The 26,637-nt window shown below is 63.6% G+C and carries 23 protein-coding genes; 13 read left to right on the top strand and 10 right to left on the bottom strand.

Annotation, left to right across the window (positions count from 1 at the left end; translation table 11 throughout):
* Nucleotides 1-36 precede the first annotated feature (36 nt).
* From HT051_RS11130 to HT051_RS11105, 6 genes are all read right to left on the bottom strand, one after another.
* Nucleotides 37-828: an SDR family NAD(P)-dependent oxidoreductase gene (locus HT051_RS11130; protein WP_174542096.1), complete on the bottom strand. Its 792-nt coding sequence runs from the start codon at nt 826-828 to the stop codon at nt 37-39.
* The gene (locus HT051_RS11125; RefSeq protein WP_174542095.1) at nt 825-1,901 is read right to left on the bottom strand and encodes a branched-chain amino acid ABC transporter permease; all 1,077 of its coding nucleotides are present in this window, start codon (nt 1,899-1,901) and stop codon (nt 825-827) included. Before HT051_RS11125 ends, HT051_RS11130 begins: the two co-directional genes overlap by 4 nt.
* Nucleotides 1,901-2,797, bottom strand: coding sequence for a branched-chain amino acid ABC transporter permease (locus HT051_RS11120; RefSeq protein ID WP_174542094.1), 897 nt, complete (start codon nt 2,795-2,797; stop codon nt 1,901-1,903). The genes HT051_RS11125 and HT051_RS11120 overlap by 1 nt, the downstream gene beginning before the upstream one ends.
* 41 nt (nt 2,798-2,838) lie before the next feature.
* Nucleotides 2,839-3,552 carry an ABC transporter ATP-binding protein gene (locus HT051_RS11115; protein ID WP_174542093.1) on the bottom strand — a complete coding sequence of 238 codons (714 nt, stop codon included), beginning with the start codon at nt 3,550-3,552 and terminating at the stop codon, nt 2,839-2,841.
* Nucleotides 3,553-4,740: an ABC transporter substrate-binding protein gene (locus tag HT051_RS11110; RefSeq protein WP_174542092.1), complete on the bottom strand. Its 1,188-nt coding sequence runs from the start codon at nt 4,738-4,740 to the stop codon at nt 3,553-3,555.
* Nucleotides 4,741-4,888: 148 nt separating this feature from the next.
* The gene (locus HT051_RS11105; protein WP_246810065.1) at nt 4,889-5,683 is read right to left on the bottom strand and encodes an ABC transporter ATP-binding protein; all 795 of its coding nucleotides are present in this window, start codon (nt 5,681-5,683) and stop codon (nt 4,889-4,891) included.
* Nucleotides 5,684-6,129: 446 nt separating this feature from the next.
* On the opposite strand from HT051_RS11105, the gene HT051_RS11100 reads away from it, so the two are divergent.
* From HT051_RS11100 to HT051_RS11090, 3 genes are read left to right on the top strand one after another with little or no spacing between them, the layout of a single operon-like run.
* The gene (locus HT051_RS11100; RefSeq protein ID WP_208454309.1) at nt 6,130-6,897 is read left to right on the top strand and encodes an SDR family NAD(P)-dependent oxidoreductase; all 768 of its coding nucleotides are present in this window, start codon (nt 6,130-6,132) and stop codon (nt 6,895-6,897) included.
* Nucleotides 6,898-6,927: 30 nt separating this feature from the next.
* The gene (locus tag HT051_RS11095) at nt 6,928-7,995 is read left to right on the top strand and encodes a hypothetical protein (protein ID WP_174542091.1); all 1,068 of its coding nucleotides are present in this window, start codon (nt 6,928-6,930) and stop codon (nt 7,993-7,995) included.
* A gap of 10 nt (nt 7,996-8,005) precedes the next feature.
* Nucleotides 8,006-8,764: a type 1 glutamine amidotransferase gene (locus HT051_RS11090; protein ID WP_174542090.1), complete on the top strand. Its 759-nt coding sequence runs from the start codon at nt 8,006-8,008 to the stop codon at nt 8,762-8,764.
* Nucleotides 8,765-8,770: 6 nt separating this feature from the next.
* Here HT051_RS11090 and HT051_RS11085 read toward each other — a convergent pair whose 3' ends face one another.
* Genes HT051_RS11085 through HT051_RS11070 form a run of 4 tightly spaced genes read right to left on the bottom strand, consistent with a single transcriptional unit; the run spans nt 8,771 to nt 13,152 of the window.
* Nucleotides 8,771-9,523, bottom strand: coding sequence for a creatininase family protein (locus HT051_RS11085; protein WP_174542089.1), 753 nt, complete (start codon nt 9,521-9,523; stop codon nt 8,771-8,773).
* A 20-nt stretch (nt 9,524-9,543) separates the two neighbouring features.
* On the bottom strand, nt 9,544-10,305 hold the full coding sequence (locus HT051_RS11080) for an SDR family NAD(P)-dependent oxidoreductase (RefSeq protein WP_174542088.1): 762 nt from the start codon (nt 10,303-10,305) through the stop codon (nt 9,544-9,546).
* 48 nt (nt 10,306-10,353) lie between these two features.
* The gene (locus HT051_RS11075) at nt 10,354-11,748 is read right to left on the bottom strand and encodes a glutamine synthetase family protein (RefSeq protein WP_174542087.1); all 1,395 of its coding nucleotides are present in this window, start codon (nt 11,746-11,748) and stop codon (nt 10,354-10,356) included.
* 30 nt (nt 11,749-11,778) lie between these two features.
* Nucleotides 11,779-13,152, bottom strand: coding sequence for a glutamine synthetase family protein (locus HT051_RS11070; RefSeq protein ID WP_174542086.1), 1,374 nt, complete (start codon nt 13,150-13,152; stop codon nt 11,779-11,781).
* A gap of 344 nt (nt 13,153-13,496) precedes the next feature.
* On the opposite strand from HT051_RS11070, the gene HT051_RS11065 reads away from it, so the two are divergent.
* From HT051_RS11065 to HT051_RS11020, 10 genes are all read left to right on the top strand, one after another.
* On the top strand, nt 13,497-14,276 hold the full coding sequence (locus HT051_RS11065; protein WP_174542085.1) for a FadR/GntR family transcriptional regulator: 780 nt from the start codon (nt 13,497-13,499) through the stop codon (nt 14,274-14,276).
* 126 nt (nt 14,277-14,402) lie between these two features.
* Nucleotides 14,403-15,347 carry an alpha/beta hydrolase gene (locus HT051_RS11060; RefSeq protein WP_174542084.1) on the top strand — a complete coding sequence of 315 codons (945 nt, stop codon included), beginning with the start codon at nt 14,403-14,405 and terminating at the stop codon, nt 15,345-15,347.
* Nucleotides 15,348-15,637: 290 nt separating this feature from the next.
* Nucleotides 15,638-17,104, top strand: coding sequence for an NAD(P)/FAD-dependent oxidoreductase (locus tag HT051_RS11055; protein WP_174542083.1), 1,467 nt, complete (start codon nt 15,638-15,640; stop codon nt 17,102-17,104).
* A gap of 639 nt (nt 17,105-17,743) precedes the next feature.
* Entirely contained in the window at nt 17,744-18,382 is a 639-nt protein-coding gene (locus HT051_RS11050; RefSeq protein WP_333502668.1) for an RNA polymerase sigma factor, read from the top strand.
* A gap of 151 nt (nt 18,383-18,533) precedes the next feature.
* Nucleotides 18,534-19,550, top strand: coding sequence for a FecR family protein (locus HT051_RS11045; protein WP_174542082.1), 1,017 nt, complete (start codon nt 18,534-18,536; stop codon nt 19,548-19,550).
* A 239-nt stretch (nt 19,551-19,789) separates the two neighbouring features.
* Nucleotides 19,790-22,144, top strand: a complete 2,355-nt coding sequence (locus tag HT051_RS11040; RefSeq protein WP_174542081.1) for a TonB-dependent siderophore receptor — start codon at nt 19,790-19,792, stop codon at nt 22,142-22,144.
* 33 nt (nt 22,145-22,177) lie between these two features.
* The gene (locus tag HT051_RS11035; protein WP_246810064.1) at nt 22,178-23,155 is read left to right on the top strand and encodes an energy transducer TonB; all 978 of its coding nucleotides are present in this window, start codon (nt 22,178-22,180) and stop codon (nt 23,153-23,155) included.
* 156 nt (nt 23,156-23,311) lie between these two features.
* Nucleotides 23,312-24,340: a dimethylarginine dimethylaminohydrolase family protein gene (locus HT051_RS11030; RefSeq protein WP_174542080.1), complete on the top strand. Its 1,029-nt coding sequence runs from the start codon at nt 23,312-23,314 to the stop codon at nt 24,338-24,340.
* Nucleotides 24,341-24,345: 5 nt separating this feature from the next.
* On the top strand, nt 24,346-25,485 hold the full coding sequence (locus tag HT051_RS11025) for a M20/M25/M40 family metallo-hydrolase (protein WP_174542079.1): 1,140 nt from the start codon (nt 24,346-24,348) through the stop codon (nt 25,483-25,485).
* A 60-nt stretch (nt 25,486-25,545) separates the two neighbouring features.
* Entirely contained in the window at nt 25,546-26,634 is a 1,089-nt protein-coding gene (locus HT051_RS11020; RefSeq protein WP_174542078.1) for a PotD/PotF family extracellular solute-binding protein, read from the top strand.
* The last annotated feature ends 3 nt before the right edge of the window (nt 26,635-26,637 follow it).

The raw sequence follows: 26,637 nt of genomic DNA, 5'->3' as shown, positions 1-26,637 counted from the left end.
AGCTTCCCGAGCCCGGGCAGGGCAGGCGTCAGGCGCTCAGTCCGTCGGGCAAAGATAGGCGGAAGTCAGCCCGCCATCCACGACGACGGATTGGCCGGTGACGAAGCTCGCCTCGTCCGAGCAGAGATAGAGCGCCGTATCGGCGATCTCGCGCGGCTCCGCCAGCCGCCCCATGGGCATGTGCTGACGGCGCACCGCGAAGCCCTCTTCGTCCTTGACCATCTGATCGCCCATCGCCGTGCGGGTCACTCCCGGCAAGATGCTATTGGCGCGGATGCCCTTCCTGGCATAGGCGACGGCGATCTCCCGGGTCATGGCGACCACGCCTCCCTTGGAAGCGGTGTAGGCGATCTGTGAAGGCGTGGACCCGACCAGGGCGACGATGGAGGCGGTGTTGAGGATCACCCCGCCATTCCGGCGCAGCAGGGCAGGGATGCCGAGATTGCAGCACAGGAACACGCCGGTGAGATTGACCGCAATGGTCTTCGACCAGGCCTCAAGGCTGGTGTCGCAGATATCCTTGTCGCCGGGATCGACCACGGCCGCATTGTTGAACAGGATGTCGATGCCGCCGAAATGGCGCTCCGTTTCCCTGTACATCGCAGCGATGCTCTCCGCATCGGATACATCGACGGCAATGGGCAGCGCCTTGCCGCCAGCCTGGTCGATCGCATCGGCGGTGGCCCAGGCATTCTCCAGATTGATATCGGCTACGGCAACGGCGCAGCCCTGTTCGGCGAAGCGTAAGGCCGCCGTCTTGCCAATCCCGTTCGCGGCGCCGGTGATCACCGCGATCTTGTCGTTCAGCCGTCCGGTCATGGCGCTCATGCCTCCTGTTTCGCCGGTGCATCCGCTGACGTTTCGTCCGCGGCGGATTTGCGTTTCAGCTTCCATTGCCGGAACAGATCTTCGAACTCCTCGCCGCCAAGCAACCCTTCGCGCCGGAACGACATCACCAGCACGATGATGGCGCCGAGGAAGAAGCCGGTGAGACCGAACATCGCCGGCAGGTCGATGCCGGCGATCACCGGGCCGCTTTCCAGGCTCCGGGTGAGCTCCGAGCCGATGGAGATCACCAGGGTGCCGCAAAGCGCGCCGCTGACGCTCCGCATGCCGCCGAGCAGCAGCATCGCCATGATCAGGAAGGTCTGATTGAAATAGAAGCTCGAGGGGGCAATGGTGCCGAGATAGGTGGCGAGCAGGATGCCCGCCATGCCCATGACGATGCCGCTTAAGGTCCAGGCCAAAAGGCGCAGCCGTTCCACCGGAACGCCCATTGCCCGCGCGGCAAGAAGATTGTCGCTGGCGGCGCGGAGCTGAACCCCATACGGCGAATCCCGAAACAGCTTGGCGATCAGCAGCGCGATGATCGCCGCGCCAAGCCCCCAATACAGGTTGGAGATCGACGGGATGCCGTAGAAGGCGCGCGGCCCGCGGAACAGCTCGATCCAATTGGTGAAGATCACATGCACGATCACCAGGAAGGCCAGCGTGGCGATCTCCGCTGCGACGCCGCCAAGCCGGCTGATGGCGAGGCCGACGATATAGGCGATCACCCCGGTGAGCACGAGAGCGATGAGGATCGACGGCACGGCGCCCAGATGCACCGCCGCGAGCCCGAACGGCGCATCGGGAATCAGCAGCCGCTTCAGAGCCAGCGGCGTCATCAGGATCGCGACCGAATAGGCGGCAATCCCTTGGAATGCCGCATGGCCGAAGCTCGCATGCCCCGTGCCGCCCATATAGATCTGCAGGGCGAACACCGCGGTTAGATTGATGAAGAAGATATAGGCGACCCGGATTTGATAGGGCTCGCCGATGCTCATCACCAGGCCGGCGATGGCGATGAGCAGACAGATCGGCGCCAGCGACCTGAGAAGCGTTGCGCTGACCAGTCCCATTACTCCTTGTCCCCCAATTCGACGCGCTTGCCGAGAAGCCCGGTGGGGCGCCAGATCAGAACGGCGCCGACGAGCAGAAAGACGATCGCATCGCGGAAGCCCGCGACCTCACTGGGGAGCGTTGCCTGCAGCAGCACTTCCAGCATACCGAGGCTGAGACCGCCGACGGCGGCGCCCAGCAGCGAGCCGAAGCCGCCGAGAACGCAAGCCACGAAGGCCTTCAGCACCGGGCTGAACCCCATCATCGGATCGACCGCGCCGCGCCGCGCCAAAATGAACACCGCCGCCAGCCCGGCCAAAAAGCCGGAAACGGCGAAGGCACCGAGGATGACCCGGTCGGCCTTGATGCCCATCAGCCGGACCACGGTGAAATCCTTGGCCGCGGCCCGCATGGCGAGACCGAGATTGGTCTTGGTGAGCAGCAGGATCAGCCCCGTGGCGGCAACCACCGTGCAGCTGGTCTCCAGCACCTGCACCATGGGAAGATGCAGGCCGGCGATCTGAATGGTGCCTTGCATCCAATCGGGGATCGGCACCGGCTTGGGCCGCGTGGCGACGAAGATCAGCAACGCGTTCTGCACCACGATACTGACGCCGAAGGCGGTCAGCAGCCCGGTGGTCTCCGGCGCGTTGCGCACCGGCCGGAAGGCGACGCGCTCGAACAGGATCGCCGCCCCCGTCGCGGCAAGCACGCAGATCGGCAGCAGATAAATCGGATCGGACACGAACCAGGCCGCCGAGAACAGCATGGCATAGCCGCCCAAAGTGATGAGCTCGCCATGGGCGAAGTTGACCAAGTTCATGATGCTGAAGACGATCGCAAGACCGAGTGCGAGCAGCGCGTATTCCCCGCCGACACTCAGCGCATTGATGGTCTGCTGAACGAAATATTCCATGATGTTTCCAGTTGAGAGGCACTCGACGTGGCTTGCGCAGCTTAGTCGACGCCGGTTCCCAGATACGCTTCCATAAGACGGTCGGACGAGGCGAGTTCGCTCGCCGCGCCTTCGAAGACCAGCTTGCCGCTTGCCAGCACATAGGCGCGGTCGGCGAAGGCCAGTGCCTCGGTGGCGTTCTGCTCGACCACGAGCATGGTCAGCCCCGATTGCTTCAGCTCCACGATATGCTCGAAGATCCGCTCCACCACGCGCGGCGCCAGACCCAAAGAGGGCTCGTCGAGCATCAGCATGCGCGGCCGCGACATCAGCGAGCGGGCGATCGCCAGCATCTGCTGCTCGCCGCCGGAGAGCGTCGTGGCGGTCTGGTGATAGCGCTCCCGCAGGATCGGGAACATCTCGAGATAGGTTTCCAGCGTCTCTTCCACCGCCGCGCGATCGCTTTGCGTGCTGGCGCCGAGGCGCAGGTTTTCCGCCACCGAGAGCCCGGCGAAAACCCGGCGGCCTTCCGGCGTCAGGGTGAGGCCCTTGCGCACGATGCTCTCGACCGGGGTGCGGGTGATATCCTCGCCGTCGAAGCCGACCGAGCCGGAGCTCACCGGAATGATGCCGACGATGGAGGAAACCAGCGACGTCTTGCCGGCGCCATTGGGGCCGAGCAGGGCGACGATTTCGCCCTGCTCGACCGTGGCGCTGACGTTCCGCACGGCCTGGATCGGACCGTAGCTGACCGAAACGTCTGTCAGTTGCAGCATCTAAGGCGCCGCGACGTAGTCGGGCTTGATCGGCTCGATCATCGAGAACTTGCCGTCCTTGATCTCCATCACCGACATGCCCTTCAGCGGAATGCCCTTGCGGTCCTTATAGGTGATGCTGTCGGTGGTGATGCCCTCGATGCCGTCGAGCTCCTTGATGGCGGCATTGACCTTGGCGGGCTCGGCCGATTTGGCGTTCTCGATGGCGTCGGCCAACACGGTCACGGCGTCGCCGCCGAGGCCGAAGAAGATGTTCTGCACCTTATAACCGCGCTTCTCGCAGTCGGCATAGAACTCCGCCAGAGGTGAGCCTTCCGCCGGGAAACCGTGGGTGACGAAGTGCAGGAGCTTGCCGCCCTTGCCGGAGATCTCCAGCACACCCGGATCGTCCGGTCCGTCGGTGCTGTAGACCGGGATATCGAGACCGGCCGCATCGAGCTGGCGCGGAAGCACGCCGGCTTCCGGAACGATCAGACCGCCGAAGATCATGTCGGGCTTGGGATCCATCGCCTGGATCTCGGCGATCTGGGCGCTGTAATCCGACAGACCGGAATTATAGTTGATGCGGCCGAGGACCTTGCCGCCTAGATGTTCGAAGGCGTCGGCGAAATATTCCGGCGTCATCAGCGAGTAGCTGCCCACATCGTGGGAGATCATAAGCACCGCCGTCTTCATGCCCTGGCTCCAGGCGTATTGCGCGGCGGCCGAGGCAGACGCGTTGTCGCCATAGGGAACCAGATAGCCGTTCGTGGGCATGGCCAGCGGAAAGGCCGGCTGGGTGCCGCCGACCGAAAGCACCGGCGTGCTGGTGGCCGCGGCCAGGGTGGCGATCGGAATCGAGGTGTCGTCGGTGGGCGGGGAAAGGATGGCCGCCGCGCCCATATCCAGCAATTCCTGGCCCACGGTGGCGGACAGAGCGCTGTCGCTCTTCATGTCACGCAGCTCCAGCTTCAGCTTGCGCCCGCCGAGCACGCCGCCGGCATCGTTGATCTGGTCGATGCGGCATTGCACGCCGTCGGGGCTATCGTAAGGCGCCAGCGCGCCGGTGACCGCGGCGGCATAGCCGATCACGATATCGTCTTTGTCTTCGGCCAAGGCCGGGGTGATTGTGGCCGTGGTAAGCAGCGCGGCAGCGAAGGCAGACCCCGCCTTGCGTCGGAATGTTTTCGGATTGCGTTGGATGGTCATGTCGGTTTCCTATTCTGTCCTTTCCTGAGTGCGGCGTTCGGTTGAGCGCAAAAGACGACAGGCCATGCCCAAGTGTGGGGCCCATGGCTTGGCGAAGACGTACGCAAATCTCCTTTTGGCTTGCCCCCCTTGGACAAGCGGCTGCGGTCTAGCTGACCGATGCTTTCTTGCCGAGATAGACTTCGATGACATGCGGGTCCTGCCGGACCTCGGCCGGTGTCCCGCTCGCGATGAGCTCACCCATATTCATCACGTAGATCCGCTCGCTGACGCGCATGATGAATTTGAGGTCGTGATCGATGACGATGACGCCGCATCCGAACTCGTCCCGGATGGACTGCACGGATTCGATCAGCGCCAAGGATTCCTGTTCGTTCATGCCGGCCGCCGGTTCGTCCAACAGCAGGATGTCCGGCGCGAGGGCGAGTGCCCGGGCGATCTCCAGGCGCCGCTGCTGGCCGTAGGGCAGGGTGCTGGCCTTGCGCTGGGCGTCATCGGTCAATCCGAGCATCGCCATGATCTCGTCGATGCTGTGGTCGCGCCGCTTGTCGGCCCGGTCGCGCAAATAGCTGGTATGGGCGACTTCGACATTCTGGCGCGCGGTCAGGCGCCCGAAGACGCGGATGTTCTGAAACGTGCGTGCGATGCCGGCGATGGCGCGGGCCGATAGCCCCGCCTGGTTCAGCGAGACGCCGCCAAGAGATACGCTGCCCTCGTCGGGCGTCAGCGCGCCGGAGATCAGGTTCATCAGCGTGGTCTTGCCTGCGCCGTTCGGACCGATCAGGCCGACGATTTCGCCCACCGCGCAGGTGAGCGAGACATCTCTCACCGCGTAGACGCCGCCGAAATGCTTGGAGATGCCGTCGACCACCAAGGCTGGCGCGAAATCGACGTGTGTTCCTGCCGGCGTTGCAGTGGAGGCAGCTTGGGAAGACGTGGCCAAGGATAAACCCGATCGCGTTGTTACTGGGTGTAGACGCTATGGTCTATAGATCAGACCAAAACACAGGGCATGTCAACTGCCGGAGATCGCAGTTTCTGCTCAAACTTCTGGCGTGGCCTGACTGATTATTGCGCGTTTGGACATCTGTAAAAACCTTTAGTTGTGAGTGAGTTCAACGGGTAGAGTGAGAATTGAAAAGGCGCGAGAGAGTGCCGCCGCCATACGGCCAAACGATGCATTGACTTCGCGAAATCAATGGTATGTTATCTAACCCATAAGGGCGGGACTCGGCTGGACTTTTCGTGGTTTCGGTCGGCCCCCTCCGGGGGCTTTGGCCCTCTCGATTTCTCTCTCAACCGATTTCTTCAGCCGAGCATGAGACACAGCAAACCCGACACCAGCCTCCATGCCCGCATGTGGGCGAAGCCGGCCGATAGGCGGGCACAATGATGTTTACCGACAGAGTTGCCATCGTGACCGGCGGTGGCGGGGGAATCGGCTTGGCCGTCGCCCGCGATCTTCTCGCTGAAGGCGCGCGCGTCGGCGTCATCGACATCAAGCCGATGCCCGCCGAGTTGGAGGCTTATGGCGACCGGCTGCACTATGGCTGCATCGATCTGAGCGAGCCGGACGAGGTTACCGCTTTCATCGATCAGGTGGCGGCCGAGTTCGGCCCCCCGAACCATCTGGCCAATGTGGCGGGTATCGCCATGTGGGGGCGGGACGGCTCGGTCGTCGATATGCCGCTGGAGCATTACCGCAAGACTCTTGCGGTGAATTTGGACGGGCTGATCGCCGTGGTGCGGGCAGTGGTCCCGCATATGCGCAAGACCTCGCCGCGCTCCATGGTGCATGTCTCCAGCGTGGTCGGCTTGCGCACCGCCGATAACATCATGAAGGACGGGCCGCTCGACGCCTATCAGATCTCCAAGGCGGCGGTGAACTCGCTATCGCGCAGCCTGGCGGTGGATCTGGGCAGGGAAGGCATCCGCTCCAACACCGTCTGCCCCGGCTCGATCTGGACGCCGATGACCGACGGGATCTATGCCGACGAGGCGCGGGTTCAGGCCATGTCCGACCGCACCCCCATCGGACGCGTCGGACTGCCGGAAGACATCTCGGCTGCCTGCCTCTTCCTGCTCTCCGACAAGGCCTCCTTCATCACCGGCGTCGACCTGCCCGTCGATGGCGGGCTGCTGGCCAAACTCGTTTAACTGGCAAAATCCGTCTAACTGGAAAACATTTTGGAACACCAAACTGCGTCTTCTCCGCTCCGCTACGATTCCGATCTGGATATGAGTTTTCGGCGGGGGAGCCCGTCCGAACTGGAACGCTCGACCCATGCGGTGGCGATCGAGGCGATCGAGGAGGGACGGTTCGACGATGCCGCCGCGCTTGCCGCTTACGTCATCGAGGAGGGCACCGAACCGCAGGAGGTGTATGTCGCCTGGGTCGAGGCGATCCCCGAGTTTCTGATCCGCAACGGCGTGCCGCGAGAAGCTGTCGAAGCCGAGATCGCGCGCATCACGGCGCTGCTTTCTCCGGACGAAGATAATCCTCTCGACTTCGAGCCCGGCTGGGACCGCTATAAAGAGCTGATTGCCGAGGCGGTTGCCTGCTGCGAGAAAAAAGACAAACCCGGGGCCATTGCCGCCATCGAGGCCGCCGCGCTGCATTGGCGCGAGGACCACGACCGCAAATGCGATTGGGTCTGCGAGCTGCTCGGCTTTCTCGCCAAGACGCTCGGGCAAGAGCGGGTGGTCGAGTTCTGGGATGAAGGCATGGCGATCTGGTACGGCAATTACAGCCGCTTCGCCCCCGACAACCAGGATTGGTCGCTCTCGCACCGGCAATTGGTCGATATGGCGATCTTCGCGTTGCGCGGTCATATGCCGGGGCCGAAGCGCGGCGGCGACATCACCTATCGCGACGAGGGCGACTGCATCGCCGTGGAGTTCGCCCCCTGCGGCTCCGGCGGCCGCACCTTCGACACCGCCCCCGACGGCACCCCGCCGCGCTTCGAGCCGCCCTACGGTCACGCTTTGGTCGAGGGCAAGCACGACTGGGCCTGGAACCTGGAAGGCGTTTGCCTGTACTGCACCCATTGCTGCCGGCTCGGCCAGCAGAAGGCCATCGAGGCCATGGGCTATCCGGCCCGCGTGGTCAGCCCGCCGGTCTGGCCGCGCGACCGGGAGAAATCGGTCTGCACCTGGCGCTTTTACAAGCACCCGGATTTGATTCCGGACGAGGCGTTTTTGGAAGTGGGCGCAACGCCGCCTGCGCGCAGGGGAGAGGGCGGCAACAAGCCATGAGAATCAAGTCATGAGAATTCTGGCCGTCGGCAGCGCCTATCATATGGAGGAGTTCGAGGCCGGCACTATCGGCAGCACCGTCACCGAATGCGGCGGCAAGCTCGCCTGGCGCCACCGGCGGCTCGGCGATCCGCTGCCGCCCTCATCGGAAGGCTATGACGGGCTCATCGTCTTCGGCGGCGAGATGAGCGTCAACGACGAGACCTACCGGCGCTATTTCGACGAACTCAAGGCGCTGGTGCGCGAATTTCACGCCGCGGGAAAACCGATCCTCGGCTCCTGCCTCGGCGCCCAGATTGTTGCTCATGCCTATGGCGCCAAGATCCGGCGCCTGGGATTCTTCGAATGCGGCTTCACCCGGCTGGAGGCAACCCATGAGGCGGCGGGCGACGCGCTGCTCGGCGGGATCGATGAGCCGGTCTGGCTGTACGAGATGCACGAGGATACGTTCGACTTGCCCGACGGCGCGGTGCATCTGCTGTCGGGGCGCACGGTCCCCAATCAGGCCTTCCGCCTCGGCGAGCGGACCTACGGCTTCCAATGCCATTTCGAGGTCACGCCGAGAATCGTGGAGAGCTGGAACGATCGGGTCTTAAGCGAGGATCCGGCCTTCTTCGAACGGCTCGGGCGCAACAACCCTCTGCCGCGCCACACGGCGGATTTCGAGACCTATCAGCAGCCGCAGGAAGCCTTCTCCAAAACCATCATGCGGCGCTGGATGGCGCTTGTCGCCGAAAGCGCCGGCGAACAGATCTCGCCCACGCCTTGAGCCGTCTTAAGGCTTCGTGGCGGCGGGAATGCGCGGCCACTCTTCGGCCAGGGCCTGTTGCAGCAGCGCCGTCAGATCCTCCACGATGATCTCCATCATCTCTCGGCCATCCTCGGGGCTGGCTTCGCTGGGGCGGCCGACCGCGCCGGTCGGCGTGGTGCGCGGCATCGGATATTGGAACACCAGGCCGGGGGTGACGTCCTCCACGTCCTCGGCCTTGTCGGGACGCACCATGTCGGGCGCTGCATGCATCAGCAAAGAGGTCTCGCCGCGATTGGCGTGAAAATCCTCCGCGTCCCGGAAATACAGCTCGCCGACGCGCTTGGAGATGGTCCAAATATCCACGCTGCGGAATCGGATCTCCGGCTGCTCGTAGCGGAGCTTCAAAATCGCGCTGCCGATGCACGGTCCGTTGGTGGCGTGGCCGGAAAGATAGATCAGCCGCTTGATGCCGGAGCGGATCGCCCAGCGCGAGACGTCCAGGATCAATGCCGTCAGGGTTTCCGGCTCCACCGACAAGGTGCCGGGCCAAAGCTCGGTATGGCCGTGGGAGCAGCCGTAAGGAATCGCCGGCAACACCAGCACGTCGGCCTCGGCCGCAGCGTGCGCGGCAAGCGTGCCGGCCGAGAAGGTGTCGGTGCCGGTCGCCAGATGGCCGCCATGCTGCTCGGTGGCGCCGATGGGAAGGACCGCCAGGTCCATCCCGCCGTCGATCATCTCGCCGATCTCGGGGCTGGTGAGTTTATCCCAACGGGGCATGTGGGTCTCCCTTGTTGTCGTTAGACGGCCGCGACGCCGCCATCGGCCACCAGCACATGGCCGGTGATGAAGGAGGCATCGTCGGAGACGAGAAAGGCGACAGGGCCGGCCATTTCCTCGGGGCGGCCGGTGCGCCCCATCGGGCTTTGCGCCTGGCACCAGGCCAGCGCGTCCTGGTCGTTATCGGCATGAGCGATGAAGCGCATCGATGGGCTCATCGGCAGCACCGCGATGAAGCCCGGCGCCACCGCATTGACCCGTACGCCGCGCGGTGCGAACTCCACCGCGAGGTATTTGGTGAAGGCTTCCATCGCCGCCTTGGAGGCGCCGTACATCGAGCCGCCGCGCATCCGGCCGACCCGGCCGGTGATGCTGGAGATGTTGACGATGGAGGCGCCCTCGGTGAGGTGCGGGCTGGCGGCGCGGCAGACCCGCGTCGCGCCGGCGGCGTTCACATCCCAGACCGTGGCCAGGGCATCGTCGGTGACGTCCTCGATTTCGCCGTGGCGCAGCAGCCCGGCGCAGTTGATCACCGTCTTCAAGCGCCCTTGCGAGACGCAGAAGGCGATACAGGCATCGACGCTTTCGCTGTCCCGCACATCCATGCGGTAAAGCAGGACGCCTTCCGGCTGCTCGGGATCCTGTTTGCCGGAAAGCTCTTCCGGCACCGTCATATCGGCGGCGACGATCTTGTAGCCGTCCGCCAGCAGGCGCCGGTTGATCTCCTTGCCGATGCCGCCGGTTCCGCCGGTCACAAGGGCGATATTCGTCGATGACGTCATGCAACTCTCCAAAAGTCGATTGGCCGGACTGGCCGGATTGGGCGGCGGTCAGATGCGCTCGAAATAGCGCTTGCGTTCCCAGTCGGTGACGCAGCCATTCTCATAGGCGGCGTTCTCGCGGGCGTAGAAATTCAGCAGATGGGTGTGCACCTCTTCGCCCAGCGCAGACTTGGCGAGCGCGCTATTGCGGAAGCAGGCGATCGCCTCGCCGAGCGTGCCCGGCACGCGGGTCAGCGCCTCGTCGAGATAGGCGTTGCCGTCATACAGCGACGGCGCCTTGCGGCCGTTCTCGATGCCCTCGAGCCCCGCGGCGATCATTCCGGCAAGCGCCAGGTAAGGATTGGTGTCGGCGCCGGGTACGCGATTTTCCACCCGGTAGCCGGCGCCATGGCCGACCAGCCGGTAGGCGCAGGTGCGGTTGTCCAGACCGAGCGCGATGGCCGTGGGGGCGAAGGATTCTGGCTGCAGCCGCTTATAGGCGTTCACCGTCGGCGCGAAGAGCACCATCAGATCCGGGCTGCCCGCCAGCAGCCCGGCAAGGAACTGATCGAACACCGGCGAGAGATTGGCCGGCTGTCCGTCCTGCCAGCCTTTCGGCGTGCCGTCCGCCGCGTCCCACAGGCTCATATGAACATGGCAGGAGGAGCCGACATCCTCGAAGAACGGCTTCGGCATGAAGGTGAGCGATTTGCCGTCGAGCCCGGCCAGCTCCTTCATCCAGGTCTTATAGAGAATGTGCTGATCGGCCATCTCCAGCGTTTCGGCATAGCGGAGATTGATCTCCTGCTGGCCGAGGCCCCATTCGGTCTTGGAGAATTCGACCTCCACACCGGCCTGCAGAAGCTGCTGCCGCGCCCGGCCGATGAAGCTTTCGTCCAGGGTCGATTGCAGCACGTGATAATCGGCCCGGTAGCGGGAGGTCGGCGTCAAAGCCTCGTATTTCTTCTCCCACGCTTCGGCGAAGCTGTCCTCGAACATGTAGAATTCGAGCTCGGTGGCGCATTTGAAGCTGAGCCCAGCCTTGGCGGCGCGCTCGATCTGGCGCTTCAGAATGGTGCGCGGCGCCAGCTCCAGCAGCGCGCCGGTTTGCTCGTCCACCACATCGCATAAGGCAAATGCCGTGCCCGGCATCCAGGGCACCAGGCGCAAGGTGGCGGCGTCGGGTACAAAGCGGCAATCCTGGAAGCCGCGGCTCCAATCGGTGATCGCGTAGCCCGGCTGCGGCTCCATATCCATGTCGACGCAGAACAGATAAACGGACGCATTGAGGGACTCGCCCTCCAGCAGCACCCGTTCGAAGCTCCGGCGGGTCAGGCGTTTGCCGACCAGGCGGCCCCACAGATCGGGAATTGCGCAGACCACCGTCTCGATGGCGTTCTCGTCCAAAAACGCTCTGACGGCGGCTTCGTCCATGGCGGACTTATCGCCAGATTCGACACTCATAGTGTTTCCCCCTCGCACGAAACGATGCGGTTAGACCGACGTAAAATAGCGGTCGAGCTCCCACTGGCTGACATGGGCTTCCAGATGTGCTTGCCACAGGCGCCATTCCTCGCGCCGAGACAGCGCGAAATGGTCGACGAACTGATCTCCGAAGGCTTGGCGGGCGATATCTGAGGCCTCGAACAAAGAGGCTGCCGCGTCGAGACTGCGGGGCAGGGCGGCAAAGCGCGTATCTTCGCTGGCATTGCCTTGCGCCGGCGCGCCGGGATCGAGCTTCTCGCGCAAGCCGTGCGCACCGCCGGCAACCATGGCGGCAAGCGCCAGATAGGGATTGCTGTCGGCGCCGGGCGCCCGGTGCTCCACCCGCGCCGCCTTTGGCGTGGGGCCGGTGATGACGCGCAGTGCCGCGCTGCGATTGTCGATTCCCCAGGCGGCGTTTTCCGGCGCCCAGGCCCCGGCATCGAGCCGGCGATAGGAATTGATCGTCGGAAAGAAAATCGCGGCGAAATCCGGCATGGTCTTGGAAAGACCGGCGACATAGGCCAGGCCGGATTCGGAGAGCGCCCCGTCGGCGCCGAGAAAGGCAGGAGCGCCGTCGCGCCAAATGCTCTGGTGGATATGTCCGCCGCAGCCGGATTCGGAGATCTTCCACTTGGCCATGAACGAGGCGGTGTAGCCGAGATCGTGTGCGGCGCGCTTGATCAGAAGCTTGGTGCGAACGGCTTGATCGGCGGCGCGCAATGCCGGGGCCGGGGGCAGGGCGATTTCCATCATGCCGTGGCCGAGTTCGCTATGCAGCGCTTCCAAGGCGATATCCGCCTCGGCCAGCCGGTCATAAAGCTCCAGCCCCAGCTGATGGATTTCTTCGCTGCGGAGCAGGCTATAGGCGTTGCGCCGGAAGCTCGGCGGCGCCAGATCGTATTGCGCGCCGGCCGCCAGCTTCTCCGGATCCGCCTTGGTGAGGCAGATTTCGTATTCGAAGCCGAAGCGCATCTCGAAGCCCAGCGGTTCGGCCTGCGCCAGGGCCTGGCGCAGCACCGTGCGCGGCGAGAGCGGGCAGAGCGTGCCGTCGGGCGAGATCGTATCGCAAATCGCCAGCGCCAGGCTGCGCTCCCCCACCGGGATGGTGGCCAGCGTATCGGGATCGGCCAGGATTATATTGTCCGGGTACCCGTTCTCCGGCGAGCTGTGGGGGGAGGCGTAGACGTCGTCGCCGACGGTGAGACCGTAGAGGATGGTGCAAAACGCGCCGCCCGAAGCGGAAAGTCCCTTCTCCAGCGGCACGATCTTGCCGCGCAGTCCGCCGTCGAGATCGGGAACCTGCAGCTCGACCTGGCGGAGCCCCGCCTGTTTCAGCTGTTCCAGCCGTTGCTTCAGCTCGTCAGGTCGATGATCCGGTTTCATAGACGCGATACCCGCACTGAATGGGCGAGGTTACGGCACGATCCGCAGTGCCTGGCCCAATTGTTTGATTTTCCGACCATTCACCTTTCGGCTCGAAGTTTGACGGACGCAATGCTAGTCTCACGCAATCGACGAGGAGTGGCGGCTGGCGGGGATTTGTTGAAATCCAAAGGTGACAGACCGATATCCGTAAGATGCGGCCTTGAAAGGTATGCATATCAGTCCAATATGCGATCAGGCAACCCCAAATTTGGCAGCCTCGAATTTGGCAGTCTCGAATTTGGAGCGACGCCTGAGGCAGGCTGCGGCGGCGCACGATCCAAAGCTATGCGGGAATCGGATCAATGACAGACAACACAATGGACGTATCGGCCTCGGGCCAGGGACCGGAGAAGAAGATCTCGCCGGTACACCTGACACCGGCCTATGAGCTGGTGGTCGATCAGATCCGCAGGGCCATCCATCTGGGCATGTTCCTCCCCGGCCAGAAGCTGCCGTCGGAGCGGGACCTGGCCGAGCAGATGTCGGTATCCCGCAGTACCATCCGCGAAGCGGTGCGCGTGCTGGTGGCCGATGGCAGCGTTTCGGTGCGGCGCGGCGCCAGTGGCGGGCTGATCGTCAATCACGTCCACGCCAAGGATACCGAAGAGCTACGTATCTATGCGCAGCGCAAACGTCTGGAACTGAATGAGATTTTCGACTTCCGGGTGATTATCGAGGAGGCCTCCGCGGAGCTTGCCGCGCAGCGGCGCACCGAGGCGGATCTGCAGAACATGCTGGCGGCGTTGCAGGACATGAATACGGCGATCGCTGCGACCTCCGAGGACGATAACGATCCCGATCCGATCGCCAGCTTCAATGCGGCCGACACCCGGTTTCACATGGGCATCGCCAAGGCGTCCAAGAACGCCCACCTCTTGGCCAGCGTGGAAGGCATTCGGCGGGCCATGTTCTTGCCCGTTGGCGGCGTCTTCATCAAGCTGCGCAAGGATGCCAACGACATCCACGAGCCGATTTATAACGCCATTGCCGACCGCGATGCGCAGCGGGCCGGCGAGTTCATGGTCGAGCACGTGCAGGCCACGCGCCGCGCCATGATGGAATTTCTCGACGGCCGCCGCTGACGCGGCTTTTGCGCCTGCGATCCTCCGAAAACCCGCTTGGCATGCCTGATCTAATGGTATAGCTATCAGGCCAATGCGCCAGAAAACGCGGCGCCGGATCCGAATTGCAGCAAGCGGCGAGGAAGTGTGACGAAGTCTCTCAATCCCGTGTTAGCGGATATTCTCAAAACCCCCTCCGACCCCAATGCGGTGCCCGTCGAGAAGCAGACTCCCGACGAGGCGCGTGCCGAATTTACCGCAGATATGAAGGCGGTTGACGCCGCCCCGCCGGAGATCGGCGAGGTGAGGGACCTGCAGATCCCATGCGGCGATGTCAGCTGTGCCGGGCGCCTGTTCGTGCCGGCGGAGCTGGTGCGCCAGCCGGCGCCGCTGCTGATCTATTACCATGGCGGCGGCAATATCCGCGGCAGCGTCGACACCCACGATTCCACCTGCCGCGTGCTGGCCAATGCCTCGGGCTGCAAGGTGCTCTCGGTGGATTACCGGCTGGCGCCGGAGCACCCGTTCCCCGCCGCGGTCGAGGACGCCTTCGCCGCCTATGTTTGGGCCATCGGCGAGGCCGGTGCCGAAACTCTGGGTATCGATCCCGCGCGCATCGCTGTTGGCGGCGATTCCGCCGGCGGCAATCTGGCGGCGGTGGTCTGCTTGCTTGCTCGCGACAAGGAAATCGCACTGCCAAGCTTCCAGCTCTTGATCTATCCGGTCACCGATCACGTCAGCGAGACCGAGTCTAAGCGCCTTTATTCAAACGGCTATATGCTTGATTCCATGCCGTTTTATACGGCGAGCTATCTGCCGGAGGAGGAGACCCGCAAAGATCCCCAGGCCTCGCCGGCCTATGCGGAGTCGTTTGCCGGGCTGCCACCGGCCTATGTCCTGACTGCCGGGTTCGATCCTCTGCACGACGACGATGTCGCCTATGCCGACAAGCTGCGCGAGGCCGGCGTCGCCGTAACCTACCGAAGCTACCAGGACATGATCCACGGCTTCGTCTCTTTGCGCGGTCTTCTGCCCGAGGCGGAAAAGGCGCTGAACGAATGCGGTGCGGCGGTGAAGGACGCGCTGCGCTAGAGCGGTCGGCCGAATTCCACCTTCCATCGCGGAAATTTGCCGGAGGCCCGTCGGCTGCTCCCTCCTGCGGCTGGCGGGCTTCTTGGCTCAGGCGCTGATTTCGCGGTTGGCGCCGCTTCTTTGTGGCCTGCGGTATCTCGCGTTCGCCCGTTTTATCCCCGGAAAACGGCTGATTTTTCCGCCGATCTTGCGACGCGTCGGCGCGCTTCCATGCTTTGCCATTGACAATGGTGCAAAGGTCTACTCAATAGACCATTGTAATTTTGACTATGGGAGATGGAGCGTCGGAGATGAAAAAAAGCGCCGGAGAGCACCGCGTCGCCATTATCGGAGCGGGATTCAGCGGACTTGCGGCCGCCATTGCGCTGATCAAGCAGGGCATTGAGGATTTCGTGATTTTCGAGCAGGAAGCCGGCCTCGGCGGCACCTGGTGGAACAACCACTATCCCGGCGCCGAGGTCGATCTGGAATCCCATATCTATTCCTTCTCTTTCGAGCCGTATGACTGGTCCGGCATCTATGCCACGCAAGAGGAGCTGCTGGACTATCTCAACCACGTCGCCAAGAAATGGCAGGTGGTGAAGCGCATCCGCTTCGGCGAGAAGGTGGAGCAGGTGGCTTGGAACGATGCCGACCACCAATACACCGTCACCACCGCCTCGGGAGAAGATCACGGCCGCTTCTGTGCGGTGATCTCGGCGGTGGGCTTTCTCAACGTCCCGCTTCTGCCGCCTTTCGCCCGCGGCGAGACACCGTTCAAAGGCGTTCAGTGCCATACCTCCCGCTGGCCGCACGGCTTGGAGATGACCGGCAAGCGGGTCGGCATTCTCGGAACTGGCTCCTCCGCCGTCCAGGTGGTGACCGAGGCGGAGCGCCAGGCCGAGGATGTGACCATCTTCCAGCTGGAGCCGAATTGGATCCTGCCCAAGGGCAGCCTGGCCTTCACCGAGAAGGAGCGCCGCTGGTTCAAGTTGCCGCTGATCTATTGGTGGAAGCGGGCCCAGCTCTACTGGCGCTACGACATGCGCCAATGGTTCGCCGGCCATGCGCGCGCCGGGTGGAAGGCCAATAAGAGCCGGGCCGAGGCGGCTTTGGCCTATCTGAAAGAGTCGCTGGCCGACCGGCCCGACCTGCTGGAGCTGGCCACGCCGAAATTTCCGTTCGAGGCGCGGCGCACGGTGCTCAGCGACACATATTACGACTCGCTCAAGAGCCCGAAGGTGCATCTGGTGCCCCACGGCGCCCAATCCCTCACCGAGACCGGCATCGTCGACAGCACCGGCAAGGAATACCCTGTGGACATGATCGTCTATGCCACCGGTTTCGATGCCGCCAACTATCTGTGCACGCTTCAGGTGAAAGGAATTGGGGGGAGGGACCTGCACCAGCAATGGGCCGGCGAGCCCGAAGCCCTGCTCGGCATGATGGTGCCGGGCTTTCCCAACTTCTTCATGATGTACGGGCCCAACACCAACAGCGTTCCGCTGGTCACCTTCTATGAGGCCCAGGCAAGCTTTGCCGCATCGATGATCAAGACCATGATCCGCCGCGGCAAGACCATGATCGACGTCAAGCCGGAAGCAACGCAACGCTTCAACAAATGGCTGCAGAACCTGTTGTCGAAGACGGTCTGGGGCACGACGAGCAACTATTTCCGTGCCGGCACCGGCAAGATCGTCTCGCAATGGCCGCTCAATGCGACGAGCTATATCGCCGGTCTCAAATTGGCCAAGCTGTTTGCCGTCCGCATGCGTTGAATGGGTGGTGGCACGGGTAAGCCATGCGTGATTTCGACACCAGACGCACTGAGGCAAATCTATGTCACCTGTCGGTAAGCAGGAATTTTTCGTTGCCCTACAGTGGGCTTGCTGTCGATTGATGCTCGAATGTCTTGGGAGCGAAGGTCGCAGACCGCGCCGGGAAACCGGCGTAAGGACGCCGGCGAAGCTGTCATCTCACCAGGATTGGTTCTGCCATTAGCGTCGAGACCCATCGGAAAGCCGCACGAGGTCCCTGCCTTCGCGGCTTCTAGGATCGCCGTCGGAGTGTCCCTGCTCCGGCGGCTTTCTTTTTTGGGTGCCGGGCGGGCAGGGACGGCGGCACACACCCGCGTCTCGTTGTGGCAAATCGGTCACGAAAGCCTTTGAAAGCGCTGCTGGTTTTCGCGGCTTGGCCCCGGGATGCCGAGCGCGACAACGCCACTGTCTCCAATAAAATCAACAACTAAAGCTGACTTTTGCAGTCGGATTTGAGCTTATCTCCGGAGGCTCCTTATCGCCTTCGGCTAACGCTCTGGCGTTGCGTATAAAATCCCGAGACTGCTAAGGAAAAATAGGCCGTGGAGTGCGACGGTCGGAAATCAGCGTAACGCGTAATCGTAGAGTTGCCTTACTCCCGTGGCCAAGACGTCCCGGATCAACCCGTTTCAGATATCGAATCCGGCGCTTGCCAGTGCCGGGGTGGTCTCCTTGCCGGTCGAGGGCGGGCCGCAAACGATTGCCAGCGATGCGAGGGCCGAGATGTCGGCACGGCTCACGGCTGTCTTTATGAGTCGCCGCCAGGCCTTGATGGGCAACGTGATGCGCATCGTGCGCGATCCGCAGGTCGCCGAAGATCTGGCCCAGGAGACCTATTTGCGCGCGCGCCGGGCGATCGAAGCGGGTCCGATTCGTCACCTGGAGGCCTTCCTCAATCAGACCGCGCGCAATCTCGCCTTCGATTATATTCGCCACAGGCGGGTGCGGGACCGCTTCGAAGACCGCGACATCGACCACGACAATGTCGTTGCCGTCGCCGACGAGATTCCCAGCGCCGAAGAGGCGCTGATCGAGAAGGAGCGCCTCCGCCATTTCGATGCGGCGCTGAAGAGTCTCCCCCCGCGCGTGCGGCAAGCCTGGAAGCTGTCGCAAGTCGATGGCTGGTCCTACGCGCAAATCGCCGAGCATCTCGGCGTCTCGCGCAACACGGTCTATAACGACGTGAAGCGGGCGCTCGGCCATTGTTACGATGCCTTGCGGCGCTTCGAGACTCGATGATCGCAAGCCTTCGTTTCCGCCCGCTGCCATCCTTCAAACGCGCCATGACGTCTCGGTCTGGCCGGCCGGGCCGGTGCATTTTTTGTGAAGCGTTGCAAGATGGAACGTCTCATCTATAGAGACCATCCGAACCGAAACTGCGGATAATCCTTTGGGGCACGATCACTCTGGCGAACATGACGGGCAGCCGCGCTATCGGCATGACGACCCGATAACCGACGAGGCGCTGGATTGGGTCATGCGCCTCCAGGAGGGGGCGGTCGATCCGGCAACCCGTGCCGCCTTCGAAGCCTGGCGGCGAAGCGATCCTCGCCGCGACCGCGCCTTCAAGGATCTTGAGCGGATGCAGGCGATGCCGTCATTGCGGCAGGCGAGCCTGGAAAATGCCGGTCCCGCGACCCCGCCCATCCGGCATCAGCCACGCTTGGCCCGGAGCCATAGCGTTGCCCGCCGCCCCTGGATCAGAAGGGCGGCAGCGATGGCGGCCGGTCTCGTGCTGGCGCTGGCAATCTATCAGGCGCCGGAGATGCTGCTGCGCTGGCAGGCCGACTACCTCACCGAGACCGGCGAGCAGCAGGAGATCCGGCTGCCCGACGGCTCGACCATGATGCTCAACACGGCCTCCGCCGCGGCGATCGATTTCGAAAACGGCCGCCGCCATGTCCGCCTGCTGCGGGGCGAGGCCTATTTCGATGTCCGCCACGACGAGACCCATCCCTTCACCGTCAGCGGCGCCTATAGCGATACCCACGATCTGGGGACGGTATTTCTGGTTCGCCGCGACAACGGGAAAGACACCGTCATCCTGCGCGAGGGGCTCATTGCCGTGCGCCGTCTCGAAGGGGAGGGCCGCAATGTGACGCTCCAGCCGGGCCAGGAGATCGATGCCACCGAGCAGCGGCTTTCGGCGGTGAGCGCGGCGAATTTGGATCAGTCCTTCGCCTGGACCGACGGCTTGCTGATCTTCCGCAACGAGAAATTCGCCACCGCCCTCCAAGAGCTGGAGCGTTATTTCAGCGGCAAGGTGATCGTCGCCGAGTCCAAGCTCAATCGCGTGACCGTCAGCGGCAATTACCGCATCGACGATCCGGAGGCCGCCATCCGCACCCTGGCCGAAGCGGCGGGGGCCAATGTCACCCGTTTGCCCGGTCTCATAATCCTGCAATAAATAGTCGACTTTTTTTGTGACGTCGCTATCGCCCGCTCGTCTCTCAATCGGGGGCCGGTTCCGACCGTATGCGCAATGGCCCTCTGCGCGAGACGATAGGGGTGTTTTCGATGATTTCAGGGGGTATCGCAGCACAGAGCGAAAAGCCGGCTGCGCGTGGGGTAGAGCGGGGCAGGGCCAAAAGCACTGCCGCTCTTATTCTTTCATCGCTGCTTTTTTCCACCGCTCTCGGCGGCACCGTGCTGGGGGGCACGGCAATCGCCTGGGCGCAGCAAGCCGAGGCGGAACAGGCGGTCAGGTTTTCGATCCCGGCCCAATCGCTGCCTTCGGCCGTCGATGCGTTCACCCGCGCCACGGGCTGGCAGGTCGGCTATTCGGCCACTGTCGATTCCGCGGTCACGACCAATCGCGTCTCGGGCCGGCAGACGCCGCGCCAGGCGCTGCAGGCCATGTTCGCCGGCACCGGCGTCAGCATCCGCTTCACCGGACCGAAAAGCGCCGCGCTGGTGACGCCGCAAGTTTCGCCCATGGGGCTCGCCGATGACGGCTCCCTGATGCTGGACACCATCGACGTGACGGCCGAGACCGCCAGGGGGCCGGTCGATGGCTATGTCGCCCAGCAGAGCGCGACCGCCACCAAGACCGACACGCCGATTATCGATACCCCGCAGACCATCTCGGTGATCACCGCCGACGAGATTGCCGATCAGCAGGCGCAGAGCGTGCGCGACGTGGTCCGCTATGCGCCGGGCGTCTATTACAGCGACGATGCCGATTCCCGGCTCCAGCTGATCAATGCGCGCGGCTTCCTGCTCGATCAATATCTCGACGGGCTCAGCCTTTTGACCGGAACCTGGGCGCGGCCCAGGATCGATCCGTATTTTCTGGAGCGTGCCGAGGTGCTGGAAGGCCCCTCATCGACGCTGTACGGCCAGGGCTCGCCCGGCGGCCTGCTGAACATGATCAGCAAGCGCCCGACCGAGACGCCGCATCACCAGGTGGAGATCCAGACCGGCAGCTACGACCGAATACAGGGCGCCTTCGATCTCGGCGGTCCGGTCGACGATCAGGGCCGCGTGCTCTACCGGGTGACGGGTCTGGCGCGAAAGACCGGCACCCAGGTCGATCATGTCGACGAGGAGCGCCTGGCGATCGCGCCCTCGGTGACCTGGCGCCCGAACGCCGACACTTCGCTGACCCTGCTCGCCAGCTATCTGCACGATCCCAAGGCCGGCTTCTGGAACCTGCTGCCCTATCAGGGCACGCTGCTGCCCAACAAATACGGCAAGTTCTCGCGCGACTTCTATGTCGGCGATGTCGACTTTGAGGATTTCGACTTCAAGCAGGGCATGGTGGGGTATGAGCTGACCCACCGGTTCAACGACACCTGGTCGGTGCGGCAGAATTTCCGCTACACCGGGATCGAGACCGACTATCGCGCGGTGCAGGGATCGACCCTCCAGGCCGACCAGCGCACCCTCAACCGCAACGCCTATACCGCCGATGAGTCCCTCGACGCCGTGACGCTGGACAATCAGGCGACGGCGAATTTCAACACCGGTGCTTTAACCCATACGGCGCTGTTCGGTGCCGACTACCAGTATCGGAATTGGGACAATCTCTCGCGATTCGGCTTGGCGCCGACCCTCGACATCCTGCATCCGGACTATACCCAGGATATCGCGATCCCGCCTCTGTTTCAGGACGCCAATCAGGTTCAGGAGCAAGTCGGACTCTATGCTCAGGATCAGATCGAGTTCGGACGCTTCTACTATTCCATCGGCGGCCGCGAGGATTGGGCGAGCAGCGACACCAACAACTATCTCGCCGGCACCAAGACCGATCAGGACAACAGCAAGTTCACCTGGAACACCGGGCTGCTCTATCACTTCGATAGCGGCTTTGCGCCCTATGTGAGCTACGCCACCTCGTTCCAGCCGACCATCGGCACCGATTTCGCCGGCCGTCCGTTCGACCCCACCACCGGCGAGCAATATGAGGCGGGCATCAAATACCAGCCGCCGAGCATGGACGCGCTGTTCACCGCCTCGATCTTCGAGCTGACGCAGCAGAACGTCCTGACCGCCGATCCAAACCCCAGCCACTCAATCGGTAGCCAGGTGCAGACCGGCGAGGTACGGTCCCGCGGCATCGAGCTGTCGGCCGTGGCGAGCCTCACCGACAGTCTCGATGCGCGGGCCTCCTACACTCATCTGGACTCGGAGATCACGCGCTCGAACGACGGCACCGAGGGCAACGCTCTGGCCAACACGCCGGAGGATTTCGCCAGCCTCTGGGCCGACTACACCTTCCACGAAGGGGCGCTCTCCGGCTTCGGCGTTTTGGGCGGCGTGCGCTATGTGGGCCAGACCTACGCCACCAACGCAAATCTCCTGGAGATTCCGGACTACACGCTGTTCGACGCAGGGCTGCATTACGAGCTCGGCGAGCTGCTGCCCAATCTGGACGGCACCAAGCTGGCCGTGAACGCGACGAATATCGGCGACAAGAAATACGTCTCCTACTGCACCGCCGCCGGCTGTCGCTGGGGGCTGGGACGGACGGTGTATGCGACGCTCTCCTATGAGTGGTGAGGGGTGAGGCATAGCCGCCCATTCCTTCCGGGAATGCCGCAAAAAAGACGGGCGCGCTGGATCAGAAGAGCCCTTGCCGGCCTCTATCTGGCGCGCCGAAAAGCCCAAGCCCGGCGGTATATCTATGCCGTCGCAAGCCCGAGCCTGACGGCAGGCGTCGTCTCCGGCCGCAGCTTCCTACGCTGGGGCGCCGCAGCACTTCTCGTGCTGCTGGTTCATTGCGGGCTCTATCTGGTCGCCAATGCGCGGCCCGAGCCCAAGCTCGAGCCCGCCGCGCCGGCGGCGATCATGATCGACATGTCTGCCGAGACCGTTGCACCGAGCGCTCAGGAGGAATCGATCGCTGAGCGCACCGATCGGGTCGAGCGCGATCTGGAAAAACCCGTCGAGCAGCAGCAGGAGCTGACCGAGGAACCGGTCGAGACGGTGGAGACGATAGACCCCGAGGAGACGCTGTCGGCAGAACCGGCCGAGATCGCCGCCGAAGAGATGCTGCCCGATGCGGCGGCGGTGGAGATGCAAGAGCTCGATCAGGACGTCGAGGTGCCGCTTCCCCTTCGCCGTCCCCATCGCGAAGAGCCGCCGCCCGAAGAAAAGCCGCTGCAGAAAAAGGCCGCGAGCCCGCCGAAGAAAACCGCGCCCTCCAGCGCCTCCAAGGCAGCCGTGCGGGCGCAGAAATCTGCGCCTCGTCTCTCGGCTCAGCAATCGAGTAAGGGCAACGCGCCGTCGATTTCGCCGGCCCGCTGGCGCTCGCGGCTGATGGCGCATCTGGAGCGCCATAAGCGCTACCCCTCATCGTCGCGGGCGCGCCGCGAGCAGGGCGTCGCCTATGTCCGCTTCCGCATCGATAGCCGGGGCAATGTCCTGTCGGTCTCGCTGGCCCGCTCCTCCGGCTTTTCCGCCCTCGACCGGGAGGTGGTCGCCATGGTGCGGCGTGCCTCTCCCGTGCCGGCGCCCCCGCCCGGCGTGCAACGAACTATCACCGCACCGGTGCGCTTCAATGTGAGGTAACTGGCCTCTCTCTCTCTCTCCAAAAAAGGCGATATGCGCCGCGCCTGGATTTGCCGCGGACGCCGAAAGGCGGCCGGACGGGGAGGGATGCCCTTGACAGAGTTTGAATGGGCAATAAACTTATAGTCACTTTAAAATTAGACGGAGGGGACGTTGGTGGCGGACTGGGCTTTCGGGGTTCACAGCGAATACGGCAAGCTGAATGCCGTCATGGTGGGGCAGGTGGAAGACTTCGGTTATCCGCCCTATTCCCACAGTTTGCGCTATCTCACTGGCGATAAGCGACGTACCCTGGAATCCACAGGCGGCAAGGTCTACGACCTCAAATCCGAGCAACCGGCGCTTTACGACACGCTGGTCGCCCAGCTCGAGACGGTCTGCGATGCGTTCCGCGCACGCGGCGTAGAGGTCTGCCGGCCGCGCACCTTCACCGATCCCGAGAAGCGGTACTTAGGAGAGCTGCAGCTCGGCTATAGCCAGCTTTACCCGGCCGATCCGGTGTTCCCCGTCGGCAAGCATTTCGTCGAGGCCTGCATCCGGCGTCCCTTCCGCCGCAAGGAAGTCTGGGGCATTCGCGATGTGGTGCAGCCTCATGTCGAGCGCACCCCAGACGCCTTCCATGTCGCCATGCCGCAAGCCCAGCCCGATCCTGCGGATGTGGAAGGCACCGGCCACGGCATCTATCTGGAAGGCGGCGACATCATCATTTTGGGCCGCACCGTCATGGTCGGCCACGGACCTTTGACCAGCAGCCCGGCGGGCGGCAAGTGGCTCCGCCGCTATCTCGCACCCTTCGGCTACGATGTTCACCCGGTCGAGGTGCGGGGCGATTTCCTGCATCTCCTTGGCGTGCTTTGCCTGATCCGGCCGGGCCTCGCGATCGCCTATATGCCGGCGCTTGGCGGCAAGCTGCCGGAGCCGATACGCGATTGGGACGTGATCGAGCTGAGCCTTGAAGAGTGTCAGGCGCTCGGCACGGTCGGCATGAACACCGACGAGAAAACCCATCTCATCGATCGGCGCCAGACTCGCATCATCGGCGAGTTGGAGGCGCGCGGCCTGACTTGCGTGCCGCTTGAGATCGACGAGCTGACCGATTGGGGCGGGGCGGTGCGCTGCGTGACCCTGCCGCTCAGCCGCGAGCCCAGCCATGACGCGGCCCCGCTCCCGCAAACCGGGAGCTAACGGAGATGCCGCTACCGGATGCAAGCCTGTTTGACGAAGGCGAAATCCTGGACGGCCTGCTCCGTTGGGTAGCGATTGAATCGCCCACCTATGACGCGGCCGCGGTCAATCGCATGATGTCCGCCGCAGCGCGCGATCTCGCTGAGATCGGTGCCCGTATCGAGACTCTGCCGGGCCAGGAAGGCTATGGCGATATCGTGCTGGCGCGCTTTGCCGGACGCACCGCCGGGCCGGGCATTCTGGTACTCGCCCATCTCGATACGGTGCATCTGGTCGGCACGCTGGAGCGCGGCCTGCCGATGCGCCGCGACGGCGACCGCTATTATGGCCCCGGCATCTACGACATGAAGGGCGGCACCTATATCGCTTATCAGGCGATGCGCCAGCTGCTCCGCTCTGAAGGCGCCCCGACGCTGCCCGTCACCTTCATGCTGATCCCCGACGAGGAGATCGGCAGCCCGACCACGCGGGCCCGCATCGAGGCTGAGGCGCGGGCCAACAAATATGTGCTGGTGCCCGAGCCCGCCCAGGATAAGGGCAATCTGATCACCGGCCGCTGGGCCTTCGCCCGCTTCTTTCTGAAAGCCTCCGGCCAGCCGGCCCATGCTGGCGCCAATCTCGGCACCGGCCGCAGCGCCATCCGCGAGATGGCCGAGCAGATCCCGCGCATCGAGACCATGTCCCGCCCGGAGGACAATGTCGTCTTCACCGTCGGCAAGGTCCACGGCGGTACCTACTCCAACGTGGTGCCCACCGAATGCAGCGCCGAGATGCTGGCCATCGCCGAGACCCAAGCCGATCTCGATCAAGTCCGCGCGCAGATGATGGCCCTCGGCCCGCTCAATGAGGGCATCGCCTTCACCGTTACCGAAGGGCCGGTGCGTCCGCTCTTCGAGGCCTCAGAGGAGACCATGAGGATGTACGAGCTGGCGCGCGATCTCAGCCGGGAGGCCGGCTACGAGGTCGGCCATGGCAGCGTCGGCGCCGGCAGCGACGGCAATTTCACAGGCGCGCTCGGGATCCCGACGCTCGACGGGCTCGGGGTCTGCGGCGATGGGTTCCACACCCTCGGGGAGCATATTCTGGTCTCCTCGCTGGTGCCGCGCGCAAGGGTTTTCGGCGGTCTTCTGTCGGAGCTTCGATAGCGGGTGCAACCGCTGCGAAAAGGAATTCAAGGGAGGGTCATAGAAACATGGGGAAAGCAAATGTCGAAAGTATCGCCTGCAAAACCTAGGGCCGTCCGTCCGCGTCGGGCCCTTCTTGTCGCGCTCGCCGTCGCGGGCACTCTGGTCGTCGGCCATGCCGATGCCGCCGAGCTCAACGTCGTTGCCTGGTGCGACCACCAGGATCCGAACACCTTTGAGCCGTTCGAGAAGGCCAACGACGTCAAGGTCAACGTCAAAAGCTACGAAGGCACGGGGACTCTCGTCTCCTATATCCAGCAATCCACGCCGGGCGATTGGGATATCGTCTCGGTGGACTCCGTCGACATCATCAAGCTGGCCAAGGCCGGGCTGCTGGAGCCGCTGGAAGAGGGCGCCTATCCGCTCGACGACATCTATCCGGAAATCTTTATGCCCGAGAGCGAGACCCTCGACGGCAAGCGCTACGGCATTCCGGAGAAGTTCGGCTACAACGCGCTGGCCTATAACTCCAAGAATGTCGACGCCGACGAGATCAAGGATCTGAACGCGCTGCTCGATCCGAAATACAAGGATCGCATCGCGATCTACGACTACTACTTCACCGCGATCCAGACTGCTGCGCTGATGAACGGCATCGAGCCGGACGAGATCAATGCGGAGAACATGCCGAAGATCGCCGAGACGCTGAAGAAGCTGAAGGCCAACGCCAAGCTGTTCGGCGATATCCCGACCGTGCAGACGGCGCTCGCCACCGGCGATGTCGATATCGTGTTCGGCGGGGCGGAGTTCCTGGTCGCCGGCATGGGCGATACCAAGCCGGAGCTGACCTGGCTGCTGCCGGAGCAGGGCGGTCTGCGTTGGCAATCCTCCATCGGCATCTTCGAGGGCTCCAAGCAGAAGGACCTGGCCAAGAAGTTCGTCGAATGGACCCTGTCGCCGGAAGGCCAGGCCCGCTTTGCCCAGTCGAGCTGCTATTGGGGCATGCCGGGCAACAAGAAGGCCGGGCCGCTGATCTCCGACGAGGCCAAGGCGCGCCTGCAATGGGAGGAGCAGCCTGCCTATCTGGAGCGGTCCTACGCCTACACCGCAACGGACCCCGAGCTCGACAAGCTGATGGTCGAGACCTGGGCCGAATTGCAGCAGGACTAATCT

Origin of the sequence: Methyloligella sp. GL2 (assembly GCF_013341275.1) — a bacterium.
In the GTDB taxonomy this organism is placed as follows: Bacteria; Pseudomonadota; Alphaproteobacteria; order Rhizobiales; family Methyloligellaceae; genus Methyloligella.
Note: the sequence above shows the minus strand (reverse complement) of the source record. Positions and strands in the feature narration are given on the sequence as shown.

Bases quoted from the DNA above. Each gene is read 5' to 3' on its own strand.
- HT051_RS11130 (WP_174542096.1), bottom strand. From the start codon at position 828: ATGAGCGCCATGACCGGACGGCTGAACGACAAGATCGCGGTGATCACC.
- HT051_RS11125 (WP_174542095.1), bottom strand. From the start codon at position 1,901: ATGGGACTGGTCAGCGCAACGCTTCTCAGGTCGCTGGCGCCGATCTGT.
- HT051_RS11120 (WP_174542094.1), bottom strand. From the start codon at position 2,797: ATGGAATATTTCGTTCAGCAGACCATCAATGCGCTGAGTGTCGGCGGG.
- HT051_RS11115 (WP_174542093.1), bottom strand. From the start codon at position 3,552: ATGCTGCAACTGACAGACGTTTCGGTCAGCTACGGTCCGATCCAGGCC.
- HT051_RS11110 (WP_174542092.1), bottom strand. From the start codon at position 4,740: ATGACCATCCAACGCAATCCGAAAACATTCCGACGCAAGGCGGGGTCT.
- HT051_RS11100 (WP_208454309.1), top strand. From the start codon at position 6,130: ATGATGTTTACCGACAGAGTTGCCATCGTGACCGGCGGTGGCGGGGGA.
- HT051_RS11090 (WP_174542090.1), top strand. From the start codon at position 8,006: ATGAGAATTCTGGCCGTCGGCAGCGCCTATCATATGGAGGAGTTCGAG.
- HT051_RS11085 (WP_174542089.1), bottom strand. From the start codon at position 9,523: ATGCCCCGTTGGGATAAACTCACCAGCCCCGAGATCGGCGAGATGATC.
- HT051_RS11080 (WP_174542088.1), bottom strand. From the start codon at position 10,305: ATGACGTCATCGACGAATATCGCCCTTGTGACCGGCGGAACCGGCGGC.
- HT051_RS11075 (WP_174542087.1), bottom strand. From the start codon at position 11,748: ATGAGTGTCGAATCTGGCGATAAGTCCGCCATGGACGAAGCCGCCGTC.
- HT051_RS11070 (WP_174542086.1), bottom strand. From the start codon at position 13,152: ATGAAACCGGATCATCGACCTGACGAGCTGAAGCAACGGCTGGAACAG.
- HT051_RS11065 (WP_174542085.1), top strand. From the start codon at position 13,497: ATGACAGACAACACAATGGACGTATCGGCCTCGGGCCAGGGACCGGAG.
- HT051_RS11055 (WP_174542083.1), top strand. From the start codon at position 15,638: ATGAAAAAAAGCGCCGGAGAGCACCGCGTCGCCATTATCGGAGCGGGA.
- HT051_RS11035 (WP_246810064.1), top strand. From the start codon at position 22,178: ATGCCGCAAAAAAGACGGGCGCGCTGGATCAGAAGAGCCCTTGCCGGC.
- HT051_RS11025 (WP_174542079.1), top strand. From the start codon at position 24,346: ATGCCGCTACCGGATGCAAGCCTGTTTGACGAAGGCGAAATCCTGGAC.
- HT051_RS11020 (WP_174542078.1), top strand. From the start codon at position 25,546: ATGTCGAAAGTATCGCCTGCAAAACCTAGGGCCGTCCGTCCGCGTCGG.